The organism is Paraburkholderia sabiae (assembly GCF_030412785.1).
In the GTDB taxonomy this organism is placed as follows: Bacteria; Pseudomonadota; Gammaproteobacteria; order Burkholderiales; family Burkholderiaceae; genus Paraburkholderia; species Paraburkholderia sabiae.
Genome location: NZ_CP125295.1, coordinates 4,254,368 through 4,267,263 on the forward strand (window position 1 = coordinate 4,254,368; position 12,896 = coordinate 4,267,263).

A 12,896-nucleotide genomic window follows, 5' to 3' on the forward strand; every position below is an offset into this window, starting at 1 on the left:
CTGTGCCAAGAATCATGCCGTCACCTGTGTCAGTGCTTCATGCCAGTCCTGTACGAAGCGGTCGATATGAAAGCGCTCCCGTGCCGTGCGCCGCGCGTTTTCGCCCAGCACGCGCGCGAGCGACGGGTCGCGCAGCAGCAACTGCATCGCGTCGGCCAACAGGTCCGGGTCCGTGTGAATGAAACCGTTTTCGCCGTTGCGGATCACCGTCGACAATTCCGTCGTCGCGAGTCCGACAATCGGCATGCCGATCGTCATCGCCTCGACGATCGCGAGGCCGAGGCTCGTCCAGCGGATCGGATTGAAAAAGAAGCGATAGCGCGCGATAAACCCGGCCAGTTCCAGATTGCCGATCTCGCCGATGCCGCCGCAGCTTTGCGCGTCCATGCCGACGAGATCGAGCGGCACGCGCGAGCGCATCTTATTGAACACGTCAACCCCGAGTCGCCGTCCGCGCTGCGCGAGATGATTCACCACGACGATGCCGCGTTCGTGTTCGCCGACGTATCGCACGCCCTCGGGCACGACCACGCCATGTTCGATGACGCGCGTCGGCGTCGCGCCGCACTCCCACATCAACCGGTTGAAGGGCGTGACGTGCACGAGCAGCGTGTCGGGATCGTCGACCCAATGCCGTTGCTCATACGGGTTTTCCATCGGCGGATCATGCTCGACGTAGACGCGCGGCAAGCGCCGCTGCGCAGCGGACAGCACGCGCTCGCGGTCATGTTCCCAATGCTGGCGATGCTGATACAGCACGACGTCGAATTCCTCCGACGCCACCTGGTCGATATCGACTTCATGCACGTTGCCGCCCCACGGCAGCACGCCATTCGCACCCGCATAGCCGGGCGGATTGCCCGGCTTGGTGACGAGATAGAATTCGTGCGGCGCTTGCGTCAGATAGTAGAGATAGTTGCCGTGCACATGCCAGGTCAGCACGCGCAGCCTGCGACTGCTATGCAACATGGCGAACCTCCTCTCTGATGGGCACGACGATCGCGCCGTGTTCATGCAGCAGGCAGGGCGCGGCGGGCCGCGCGCCGAGATCGCGCGCAAGCATCGCACGAGCCGCGCCGACCACCTGCGTCACCGTCACGTTGAGCGCGCATTCGTGTCCGTAAGGGCACACGCGAAACGAGCAGGGGCGGCACGGCGGATAGTCCGCCAGCACGCGATGCCGCGTGCGATTTAACGGCGCCCAGCGCAACGTATCGCTGCCTGAAGCAACGACGACGCTCGGCGCGCGCATCGCTGCTGCGATATGTGAAATGCCCGTGTCATTGCAGACGACGAGCCGCGCCTGCTCGACCAGCGCGGCCAGCGAACCCAATGAAGTCGAACCTGCCAGATGCAGCGCGGGCGCCGTCATCAGGCCGAGCACGGTGCCCGTCAATTCGGCTTCAGCGGCCGTGCCCGTAACGGCGATCTGCCAGCCATCGGCGGCGAGCGAATCGGCGACTTCCGCAAAGCGTGCAACGGGCCAGCGCCGCGACGGCAATTGCGCGCCGGGATGCACGAGCACCAGCCGGTGCGCTTCGATTCCGTGCTCAGCCACCAGCGTCGCGTAATGGGCCATGTCCTGCGCGGTCAGATCGAACGAGAGCGCATCGCTTTCGCACGGCGCGCCCATCGCGTTCGTCAGCGCGAGATAGCGATGCGGCTCGGCTAGGGTATCGGGCCATTCGATGAAACAACCGGGGCGCTGGATCTCGTCGTGCTGGACGAAGCCAGCGTTCGCGCGCGCATCGAATCGGCACACGATATCGTTCGCGATGCCGCCGCTGCCGTGCAGCTGGATCGCGAGATCGAAGCGTCGCTCGCGCATTGCGTCGATAAACGCGGGCAGCGCGCCATCGTCTTCGCGTTGCTCGGGAAAGCCGGTCGCGCCCGGAAACACGATCAGCTCATCGAGGAGATCGGGATAACGGTCGACGAATGTGCGCGCCCACGGCAAGCCGATCAACGCGATATGCGCGTGCGGTGCCGCGCGTCGCAACGCGCGCAGCGCGGGCACGCTGCACAGCATGTCGCCGAGTTGCAGCGCGCGAAAGATAACGATGCGCTGCGGATCGAGTCGTTCGAGAAAGGAACTCACAGGAAGAACACCTTGTAGCGAATCGCGCCGCGCAGGCGCCAGTAGATCGAGAGGAACGGAATCAGCATCGACGTCCACGCCATTTCGGCGATATGCGCCGCGTCGCGGCGCGTGTGACGCAGACGCGCGATGCAGAACGACGCCGTCAACAGACACCACAGAACGAACGCCGCCGCGCAGATCAGAGCGTGTCCCGCGAGCGCGGCAACGACGCCGCACAACAGGCTCGCGACGATCGCGTAGTAGCGCAGCGGCGGCCCCGCGTCGATCCGCTGCCGGTACAGCGCGGGATGCTTGCGATATAGCAGCGCCTCGAACTGGCTCTTCTTCTGCTGCGACAGACTCACGCCCCAGCGCGCGGGGCGCACGGGATGCACGACAACGGCATCGGCGGCTTGCACGATGCGGCCGCCCGCCTGCAGCACGGCGAATTGCAGGTCCGAGTCCTCGCGCCATGCCGACGTGAAGCGTTCGTCGAAGCCATCCATCGCGACCAGCCGCGAACGGCGCATAAACGCGTTGGCCGTCGCGAACTCCGCGCGCGTGAGGCCGCTTGCGTCGAGTTCGTAGTCGGTGGGCGCATCGGGCAACGGCATGACGATCCGGCCCGCTGCCGCGTCCGCACCCGTGGCGAGCGCGGCGGCGCCCGCCGTGAGCCAGTGCGGATCGGGAATCGTGTCGTCGTCGGTGAAGGCGATCAGCGGCGAGCGCGCGGCGCGCCAGCCCGCATTGCGCGCGCCGGCTGGGCCTTGCGTGTCGGTGACGGGCACGTACTCGACCACTGGGCCGTCGCGCCCGGCACAGCGCAGCGCGAAACGCTCGACGGCCGCTCGCGTCGCGTCGTCGGGACCGTCGTCGCACACGACGATCTCATAGCGCGTCGCATCGAAGTCCTGCGCGGCGAGCGCGTTCAGGCAGGTTTCCAGCATCGCCGGCCGTCGATAAGTCGGTACGACGACGGTGATATCGAACACCATCCATCCGTTCGCGATGACGCTTGCACCGGCATGCCGGGCTTGGGTGGCGGCGAACGCGCGCACGTTCATGTTGCGGCCTCCATCGACGACGCAGCCGATACGGCAGAACCCGTCTTCTCGACAATGAACGGCCCGATCACGAGCGCATCGAGCGGCGAGGTCCAGAACGACTCGACGGCATCGCGCGGAGAATTGACCATCGGCTCGCCGCGCGTATTGAACGATGTGTTGACGAGCACCGGCACGCCCGTGCGTTGCCGGAACGCGTCGAGCAGATCGTAATAGAGCGCGTGCTGTTCGCGGTTCACCGTCTGCACGCGCGCCGTGCCGTCGACGTGCCGCACAGCGGGAATGCGCGCCGCCTGTTCTTCGCGGACGTCGAAGACGAACAGCATGAACGGTGCACGCTGCCCGCCGACGAACCAGTCGGCCGCATGTTCTTCCATCACGACGGGCGCGACGGGGCGGAAATCTTCGCGGTCCTTGATCTCGTTGAGCCGCGCCTGCATGTGTGAATCGACGGGCGATGCAAGGATCGAACGCGCGCCGAGCGCACGTGGTCCGAACTCCGTGCGTCCCTGGTACCAGCCGATCACCTTGTTGGCGGCGAGCATGTCGGCCGTTTCGCTGACGACATCGCGCGCGCGGCGATACGGAATCTTCGACCACTTCAGGAAGCGCTCGATTTCGTCGTCACCATACTCGGGACCGAGATAGGCGTGATTCATCGCCCAGTGCCGCGTCTTGTCGCCGCGTTCGCGGTAGTCGGTCCACAGCGCCGCGCCGAGCGCCGTGCCGGCGTCGCCCGCTGCGGGCTGGACCCACACTTCGTCGAACGGTCCCAGGTCGCGGATCTTGGAGTTCATCACGCAGTTGAGCGCGACGCCGCCCGCCATGCACAGGCGCGTCAAACCCGTCTGGTGATGCAGCCAGCGCGCCAGATGCAGCACGGTTTCCTCGAGCACGCATTGCAGCGAATTCGCGATGTCGAAGTGCCGTTGTTCGAGCGGCCCGCCGCGTTCGCGCGCCGTACCGAAGCGCTCGACCAGACGCGGCGCATCGACGGTATAGGTGCCGTCCTGTCTCACCCTGACGATCGCACGGAACTGATCGATATAGACGGGCTGGCCATACGACGCGAGCGCCATCACCTTGTACTCATCCGACGAGTGCAGAAAGCCGAGCCATGCCGTGACGGCTTCATAGAGCAGGCCGAGCGAATGCGGCAATTCGACCTGACGTAGCCGCACATACGTGCCGTTGACGAACTGTCCCATGCTGGTCGTCACGCCTTCGCCGCGGCCGTCCATCGTGAGCACGGCGGTGTCGTCGAACGGACTCGCGAGAAAGGCGCTCGCTTCGTGAGCGAGATGATGATCGACGAAATGCCACTTGAAACAGTCGTCGCGATCCACGCCCTTGAAGCGCTTCGACAGATGATGCGGCGCGCCGTCCAGCAGCTGCGCTTTTGCATTCGCGATATAGCTGAGAAAGAGCGGGTCCCACGGCGATTGCGACGGGTTGGTCAGCTTGTGGTGCGCGGGATCGAAGGGCAGTTCGATGGTCGCGCGCGGCTCTTTCGGCATGCCCGCGAACAAAGACGGATCGTACGAGTACGCGACGTGATCGACATCCTTCAGTTCGATGCCCGCCATGCCGAGGCAATAGTCGATCGCATCGAACGGCAGTTGCCAGGTCGAGAACGGCACAGGGCGCTTTGCATGCTTGACGTGCGTGAAGCGCTCGTCTTCGGCGGCGGCCAGTACGACGCCGTCGCGTATCAGCACGGCAGCGCTGTCGTGATAGACGGCGTTGATTCCCAGTGTGTACATGAACGTCATTCCGTATGAGTGGCGATTCGGTGAGGGATGGTCTGCATGCGGCGCGTCGGCTGGCGCGCTTCGTCGATCAGTTCGAGCGCCGCGTTGGCGACCTCGATCGACGGTATGTCCCGCAGACACGCGTGATGCCCTTGCGGACAGACGCTGCGATAACACCAGCGGCATTCGACGTCGTTGAACAGCACGCGATGCGGCGTTTTCCACGGCGCGTGCTGCGGATTGGTCAACGCATACAGATCGACGACGGGCGCGCCGAGCGCCGATGCGATATGCACCGGCCCGCTGTTGTTCGAGATGACGACTGTCGCGCGCTCGATCAGCGCGGCAAACGCGCCCAGCTCGAATGCATCCGTCAGGTCATGCATGAACGGTCGAACGGATGGGCCTGCCGCGTCGATCAACGCACGCACGAGGGATGCTTCGCCCGTGCTGCCCGTCACCAGCACGTTGATGCCCGTCGCGCGAACGAGGCGCGCGGCGGCTTCTCCGAAGCGCTCGGCCGGATAGCGGCGCGACTCGGCGCTCGCGCCCGGATGCATGACAGCGAACGGCATCTCGGCGTCGATGCCGCGTCGCTCGAGCGTGGCCGCGAGGGTCTTGCGGTCGATATCGCGCAACTGCATGCGCATGCGCGTTTCGTTCGTCGTCGCGCCGACCGCGCCGACGAGCGTCAATTGGCGCTCGACCTCATGCTGCACGCCCTGTTCGGGTTCCGTCTCGCGCAGCCAGTCGTTGACCAGCGAATACGGGTTCTCGCGGCAGCGCGCAAGCCTTCGATGAATGCCCGCGAGATAACACATCGTCGCGGCGGGCAACGGGTTCTGGCTATAGACGGTGAAGATCACGGCGGCGTCGAACCGGCGTTCTTCGAGCAGCGCGCGCATGGCCAGATCGGCGGGATGCGTGCGCGGCGGACGAATATGCGTCCACGGCGCGTCGTAGCGGATAACGTCGTCGACGTCGGCGAGAAACGGCGCGACGGCTGCGCCCGCGGGCGACGTCAGCAACGTCAGGTGACGATCGGGATAGGCGGTGCGCAACGCATGCAATGCGGGCGTCGTCATCAGCACGTCGCCGAGATTGTCCGTGCGCAAGCAAAGAATGCGCTTGACGTCATCGCCCCACGGCGCGAGCGGTTTGGTAGCCGCGACGGTCGCATGCGCGGCGGTCGGCTGTGCCAGCAGCGCCAGATGCTTCATCATGCGGCCCGCCTCGACGCATCGGTGGCGTTGCAGCGTTCGTGACTGTGCAGGATCATCAGCGCCGCGCGATGCAGGTCGCGCGCATACGCAGTCGGCATGCGCGATTGCGAGCGGCGCCATACCGTTTCGTGACCGTTGTCGAGCAGGATCGTCTTGCAGCCTGCGAGGTTGCCCGCCTCGACATCGTCGAGGATGTCGCCGACGAACCACGACGCGTGCAAGTCGATGTCATGCTCGCGCGCGGCGCGCAGCAGCATGCCGGGCGCGGGCTTGCGGCAGTCACATGCCTGCGAGTACCCGGCGACGCGGCCTTCGGGATGATGCGGACACCAGTACACGCCGTCGAGCGTCGCGCCGCATGACGCGAACATCTCATGCAGCTTCGCTTCGACGGCGCTCAGCGCGCCGATCTCGAAGCGCCCCAGCGCGACACCGCTCTGATTGCTGATCACAATCAGCGTGAACGGACAGCACGCAAGCTCGGCGAGCGCTTCGCACGCGCCGGGCGCGAAGCGCATCTGTTGCGGATCGACGTTATAAGGCACGTCTTCGATCAGCGTGCCGTCCTTGTCGATAAAGACGGCTGCCTTTCGTTGCGTGTCGGGTGGAACGGACATGGGAACCTCAGTTGGTTGATGTGCGGGCGACGACGCTCGGGTCGCTCGGGTCGCTCAGGGTCCACTACCCGGCCGCGCCTCCCGCTGCCGAACGCAAGGCATCGGCGGTGTTGCTGCTGGCCTGGACCGTGTTCACATCGGCCACGCGTCCATAGATCGCCTTCAACGATTCCGCGACGCCGCTCCATGTGAAATGCGCCTGCGCGCGTGCGAGTCCCGCTTCGCCCATGCGGCGCGCGAGCGCAGGGTCGCGCTGCAACGCCGCGAGCCGCATCGCCAGTGCGGCGGGATCGCGCGGCGGCACCAGCCAGCCGGTCTCGCCGTGCTTCACCGAGAAGCGGATGCCGCCCACGTCAGCGCCGATCACGGGCGTGCCGCACGCCATCGCTTCGACGGGCGTGATGCCGAACGGCTCGTACCACGGCGTCGTCACGAACACGTTCGCCGCGCTGTAGAACTCGCGCAGATGCTCGCGTCCGCGTCGCCCGACGAAGGTCGTCGCCTGCTCGACGCCGGCTTCGCAGGCAATGCCGCGCAGCCGCGCGATTTCAGGCGTGGCGATCTCGTTCGGCGTATCCGAGTTGCCGCCGACAACATACAGCCGCGCATCGACGCCATGCCGCTCATGCATCACGCCGACGCCGCGAATCACGTTGTCGATGCCCTTGCGTTGCACGATGCGTCCGAGCTGCAACACGACAAACGCCTTGCGCGGCCAGCCGAGCGCCTTGCGCGCTTCATCGCGGTTCACGGGATGGATTTCCTCGGCATCGAAACCGCACGGCACGACGTCGATGCGTTCGGGGTCGGCGTGATACAGCTCGATCAGATCGGCCTCGTCCTGCGGACATTCGGCGATGACGGCATCCGAATGCCTGACCAGTTCGTCTTCGATCGCAAAGCGTTCGTCGGGGAAGCCGTCATCGCTTCCCTGATGGAGGCGGCGCACGCGGCCCAACGCGTGAAACGTCATGACTAGTGGAATGCCGAGCGCGCGCTTGACCTTCAGGCCCGCGAGTCCTGACATGAAGAAATTCGCATGGATCACGTGATACGGCGTGCGCTCGCGGCGAAAGAAGCCGATCAGGAAATCGGCGAACGCGCCCATATAGGGCAGCAACTGTTCTTTCGGCAGTTGCAGCGGCGGACCGGCGGGCACGTGGATCACGCGGACGCCGTCCATGTTGGAGATGGCAGGCAGCAGCGCGCGATCGCGCCGGGTGAAGACATCGACCTGATGGCCGCTTCGCTGCAACTGACGCGCGACATTCGCGACATAGATGTTCTGGCCGCCGCTGTCGACTCCGCCTGCAACGGCCAGGGGAGACGCGTGCTCGCTAATGATCGCTATTTTCATCGTGGTCCCTTTGCAAACGGACTATGACGGTTGATCGGAATGGCGCTGCGCCTACCGCGTGAAGCGTCGCGCAGCGCGCGACGGTGTTTCAGCATCCGCTGTGCCGAACGATGAGCATGGGCATGCTCATCGTCTCGTTTGGAACGCAGAGTTTTTTCGTTGAGGGGACATCGTTGGAAGCGCTGTGGCGGGCCCCGAATTACAAGCGTCATGTAAAAACGCGGCGCGGCGAGGCGCGTCGTTATCAGGCGCAGCGCATGCTCCCCAAAAGCACTTTAGTGTCGCGCTACCGCTTCGACGCCATCCGGCACCGACATGTCGCGCGTGCCGCCGCCGGGAGCGAATCTGGCTCGCTTGCATGGCGCACGAAAGTCCGCAAGACACTGGGGAGGACGATGACGACCGATGCAACGACCGCTCGCTCGCAGATCAAAGGACTGATCGTGCGCGACCTGCTGGCAGCCGTGCTCAGATATCGGCTCGTCACGGCTGTGTCGTTCGCGTTGATGATTTTCGCGAAGCTGTCGGCCGTGGCGATCCCGCTGACGCTCAAGCACATCGTCGACGAACTCAGTCACCCCGAATCGCCTGTCGTGTTTCCCGTCTTTCTGGTGCTGGCGTATGCGCTGCTGCGTTTCTTCGCCGATGCGTTGAACGAGGCGCGCGACGTCGTGTTCAGCGTCGTCACGCAGCGCACGGTGGCCGAGTTCGCCGAGCGCACCTTCGGCCATCTGCATCGACTGGGCGCGCGCTTTCATGCGCAGCGCGAGACGGGCGGCGTCGTGCGCGACGTGCAGAAGGGCACGGATGGAATCGGTTTTCTGCTGGGCACGGCGCTGTTTTCGATCGTGCCGACCTTCATCGAAATCGGCAGCATCGTCGCGATAGTGATGCGCGGCTATTCATGGCTCTTCACGATCATCATCGCGGCAACATTTGCCTGCTATGCGCTCTACACGTACGTCTTTACGCAACGGCGTCTGGTGATCCAGCGTCGCGTGAATGCGATCGAAGCGCAGTCGGACGGGCGGCTGGTCGACAGCCTGCTGAACTACGATTCCGTCAAGTTCTTCGCGACGGAAGAGACGGAAACGCGGCGGCAGTCCGACGTGCTCGCGCAATGGATCGATGCCCGCATTGCGAATCAGCGCGCGCTGACGGCGCTGCACGTCGGACAGAGCGGCGTGATCGCGACGGGGATCGCGGCCGTGGTGCTGCTCGCGGTGCAGAAGGTGATGACGGGTTCGATGACCGTCGGCGATCTGGTGCTGATCAACGCATACATCATTCAGGTCTGCATGCCGCTCAACACGCTCGGCTTCGTGTTTCGCGAGACCAACGATGCGAAGGTCAATGTCGAGCGCATGTTCGCGATCCTCGTCGCGCGCGGCGTCCCAGGCGAGGATCTCGACATGCCCGATGCACGGCCGCTCGTCGTGACCGACGGCGGCATCGAATTCGAGCGCGTGAATTTCGGCTACGACCCCGCGCGCCAGGTGTTGCGCGACGTGTCGTTTCGCATCCATCCGGGCAACCGGCTCGCCGTGGTCGGCGGCAGCGGCTCGGGCAAATCGACGCTGGTGCGCCTGCTGTTTCGCATCTATCAGCCGGCCTCGGGGCGCGTGCTGATCGACGGCCAGGACCTGCGCGCCGTCACGCAGAAAAGCCTGCGTGAAGCGATCGGCATCGTGCCGCAAGACACCGTGCTGTTCAACGAGACTATCGCCTACAACATCGCGTACGGCCGGCAGGGCGCGACGCGCGCCGACGTGGTGCGGGCAGCGCGGGCCGCGCAACTCGACGGGTTCATCGAGCGGCTGCCCGATCATTACGACACGCGCGTTGGCGAACGCGGCGTGCGGCTGTCGGGCGGCGAGCGGCAGCGCATCGCGATTGCGCGCGCGATCCTCAAGAATCCGCGCATCATCGTGTTCGACGAAGCGTCGTCGGCGCTCGATACGCGATCGGAACGCGCGATCCAGAACGAACTGAAGCGGCTTGCGCAAGGGCGCACGTCGATCTCGATCGCGCACCGTCTTTCGACCGTCGTCGACGCCGACTGGATTCTTGTGATGGAGCATGGCCGGATCGTCGAACAGGGCACGCACGATGCACTGCTGGCGCGCGGTGCGGTGTACGCGAAGATGTGGGCGCTGCAATGGCAGCAGGGCGAGCTGGAGCATCTGCAGCGCAAGGTGTCGGCGGAATCGGTGCGGATCGACACGCTGATCGCCGATGCGCTGCGACCGCTGCAGAACGCGATCGCGCAACGGCGCATTACGTGGCGAACCGTTACACCGCCCGACGATCTGCGTTTCACGGGCGATCCCGTCGAATTGCAGCAGGTGCTCGCTACGCTGTGCCGAAGCGAGATCGACCAGACGCGCGTGGGCGGGATGATCGAGTTGCGTGTCGAGCGTCGGGACAATCATGCGTGGCTAAGCGTGGTGGGGACGCGGGACAAATCGGTCGAACTGTCGCAGGATGCGGCGCGGATGATGGAGGCCAAGCTGGCGGCATCGGGCGGCCGGTTGACCGTGATGCCCGTCGATCAACGCGTTGCCTATGTGATGGTGCTGCCGCTGCGCCCCGTTCTTGATGACGAGCCTGTGGAAGCGCAGCGCGACACGACCGTCGACGGCGAGACGAGCGCCGCTGATGCGCAGCGTCCGCTCGACGATCTGCGGGTCTTCGCAATCGACGACCAGGAAGACGCGCGCGATGCGCTCGAAGCGGTCCTGATGGTGAACGGCGCGCGCGTTCAGCTGGCGGGCTCGGGCGACGAAGCGCTTGTCACGCTGTCGGACACGGCGCGGGATGATTGGCCTCAAGTTCTGCTGTGCGATATCGTGCTCGGCGCCGAAGATGGCTACCAGGTGTTGCATCGCATTCGCGAATTCGAAACGCGACATGACGTGCCGGCGGGCAAAGGCATGCCCGCGATAGCATTGACGGGCTACGCGACATCGGACGATGAGGGCAGGGCGCGTCAGGCCGGGTTCAGCATGCTTTTGACCAAACCTGTTGCTGCACCGACGCTGATCGAGTCGATTCGTGAAGTCGCCGGCAGGCAGGCTCAGAAGCAAGCTTAAGATCGCTAACGTCCTGCCGTTTCCCTGTAGTCGCTTTCATTCTCGTGCGCAGAGACTCCGTCGCGGCTCGGTGTGCGCTCCAGGGAAACGCCGCGCTGCTCATGGAGTTCGACTTCACGCAGCATCGACAGCACCTGACGCGGTACGAGCCTGCGTTCGCGCAGCGCCCACCGCAATCCGAGCAGCAACTGCGCGCCGTCGTGCAACAGCGTGCCTTCACGGTTGAAGATCGAAAGTGCGTGCACTGTCCGCGTCAATGCGTCGCTCAAAGGAAGGCGCAACCACGCGACCCATGCCGCGTTGCGCGCGAGCATGCGCCGGCGTAGCGCGCTGTCGCGCGCCGCGGAGGGATAATGCGCGACCGTCAACGCCTCGCAATAGACAATCGCGTGACCTTGCGCGAGCAGGTCGAGCGCAAGCAGTTCCTCTTCGCCGCCAATGAAGAGCCGCGCATCGTAGCCGCCCGCGTCGCGAAACAGCGCGGTCCTGAATACGGACGCGCCCGCCATGTGACCGACGAGAGAAAGGCCTGGCAGTCCATGTGAATCGAGCGGGCTATGGCGCATGACGATGCAGGTCGGGTCCGTTTCGCCCGCATCGCCGACTTCGATCCGCGCATTGAGCACGCCGACCCGCGGCGACGCGTCGAGTATGCGGACGGCTTCGGCAAGTGAGCCGGGCTCCCACCAGGTATCGTCGTCGCAGAACGCCACGTACTCGGTGTCGACGCATGCAACGGCGCGATTGCGGCCGGCCGCCCCCATGTTGCGTCCGCATTGAACGATGCGCACGTCGGGGAACGCGAGGTCGACCATCCACACCGTCTCATCCGTCGACGCGTTGTCGGCGACGACGATTTGCGGATACTCCGGCAACGCGCGCAAACGATGCAGCGTCGCCATCAGCTGCGTTGCGCGATTATGTGTCAACACGACGAGCGTGATGCGCGAGCCCGCCTCTTCCAGCCAGGAAGTGGGCACGAAATCGGGAATGGAGGGAGCGGTCATCGTGACTTGATACGCGATATCTGGTTTGACACCGGCGCGGGGCTGTCATACTTGTATGCGGGCAGCTTATCGGCCAGGTCGACCATGTCGATGCTGACCCGATTCTTTTGTGTCCGTTCGACCAGCTTCTCGCGCGTGGTCCGACAGTTGAAGTCTGACAGCGCTTTCTGGGTATCGGGCGGGTTGGGTTGTCCGAGGTGACGCTGATCCTGGGAATGAGCCGGAAGCGGTGACTGCGATGACATAGCTGTTCTCCGTTCATCAATTCGACTACCTGCGTCGCGCGGTTCATGCGAGCCGCAAGCGCGATGCCCGTTCGCACTTGCAGTGGTTCAGTTGCCACACTGCACATTTTTTATTAGCGCCGGCCGATCCCGAGCGAGCTCAGCCATACCTTTGAATCGGGTCATGTCGCGTCGGTGAAGGTGAACAGCCCTTTTCGAGTAGTCGGTACTGCAGGCTAGTGGCGGAAAACTATCTGCGTTCGATCTGTGCACCAGTACGACCGGGGATGAGGAGGGGGCGACGGGGTGGGAAGCCAGGCGAGTAAAACGGCGGCATCTTCAGGACCGAGCCTGCCCGAACATCGAGACGCTTTGCCTACGCAGCACGTGCTGGTCGTAAACCTTGGCCTCATGCTCGCGTCATCGCCATTCTTCTGATAGCGGAAGGCGGGGTGGCGGCGGATCTGCGGTGCGCGCTCAC

At 64.7% G+C, this 12,896-nt stretch carries 10 protein-coding genes; 1 reads left to right on the plus strand and 9 read right to left on the minus strand.

Annotation, left to right across the window (positions count from 1 at the left end; all coding sequences use genetic code 11):
* Positions 1-12: 12 nt before the first annotated feature.
* The 7 genes from QEN71_RS19135 to QEN71_RS19165 form a co-directional block, all read right to left on the minus strand.
* Entirely contained in the window at positions 13-969 is a 957-nt protein-coding gene (locus tag QEN71_RS19135) for a glycosyltransferase family 4 protein (RefSeq protein WP_201650575.1), read from the minus strand.
* Positions 959-2,098, minus strand: a complete 1,140-nt coding sequence (locus QEN71_RS19140; protein WP_201650574.1) for a glycosyltransferase family 9 protein — start codon at positions 2,096-2,098, stop codon at positions 959-961. Before QEN71_RS19140 ends, QEN71_RS19135 begins: the two co-directional genes overlap by 11 nt.
* Positions 2,095-3,075, minus strand: a complete 981-nt coding sequence (locus QEN71_RS19145; protein WP_233471806.1) for a glycosyltransferase — start codon at positions 3,073-3,075, stop codon at positions 2,095-2,097. The genes QEN71_RS19140 and QEN71_RS19145 overlap by 4 nt, the downstream gene beginning before the upstream one ends.
* A 65-nt stretch (positions 3,076-3,140) precedes the next feature.
* Positions 3,141-4,907: a carbamoyltransferase family protein gene (locus tag QEN71_RS19150; protein ID WP_201650572.1), complete on the minus strand. Its 1,767-nt coding sequence runs from the start codon at positions 4,905-4,907 to the stop codon at positions 3,141-3,143.
* Positions 4,908-4,912: 5 nt separating this feature from the next.
* Complete coding sequence (locus QEN71_RS19155; RefSeq protein ID WP_201650571.1) at positions 4,913-6,118, minus strand: glycosyltransferase family 9 protein; 1,206 nt, start codon at positions 6,116-6,118, stop codon at positions 4,913-4,915.
* Entirely contained in the window at positions 6,115-6,735 is a 621-nt protein-coding gene (locus tag QEN71_RS19160) for a D-glycero-alpha-D-manno-heptose-1,7-bisphosphate 7-phosphatase (RefSeq protein WP_201650570.1), read from the minus strand. Before QEN71_RS19160 ends, QEN71_RS19155 begins: the two co-directional genes overlap by 4 nt.
* A gap of 64 nt (positions 6,736-6,799) precedes the next feature.
* A complete protein-coding gene (locus tag QEN71_RS19165) occupies positions 6,800-8,092 on the minus strand; it encodes a glycosyltransferase family 4 protein (RefSeq protein ID WP_201650569.1) in 1,293 nt (430 codons plus the stop codon).
* A 395-nt stretch (positions 8,093-8,487) separates the two neighbouring features.
* Between QEN71_RS19165 and QEN71_RS19170 the strand changes: the two genes are divergently transcribed.
* A complete protein-coding gene (locus tag QEN71_RS19170; protein ID WP_201650568.1) occupies positions 8,488-11,184 on the plus strand; it encodes an ATP-binding cassette domain-containing protein in 2,697 nt (898 codons plus the stop codon).
* 5 nt (positions 11,185-11,189) lie between these two features.
* Here the strand turns inward: QEN71_RS19170 and QEN71_RS19175 are convergent, their stop codons facing one another.
* Positions 11,190-12,191 carry a glycosyltransferase family 2 protein gene (locus tag QEN71_RS19175; protein WP_201650567.1) on the minus strand — a complete coding sequence of 334 codons (1,002 nt, stop codon included), beginning with the start codon at positions 12,189-12,191 and terminating at the stop codon, positions 11,190-11,192.
* Complete coding sequence (locus tag QEN71_RS19180; protein WP_201650566.1) at positions 12,188-12,436, minus strand: DUF2795 domain-containing protein; 249 nt, start codon at positions 12,434-12,436, stop codon at positions 12,188-12,190. The genes QEN71_RS19175 and QEN71_RS19180 overlap by 4 nt, the downstream gene beginning before the upstream one ends.
* Between the last annotated feature and the right edge of the window lie 460 nt (positions 12,437-12,896).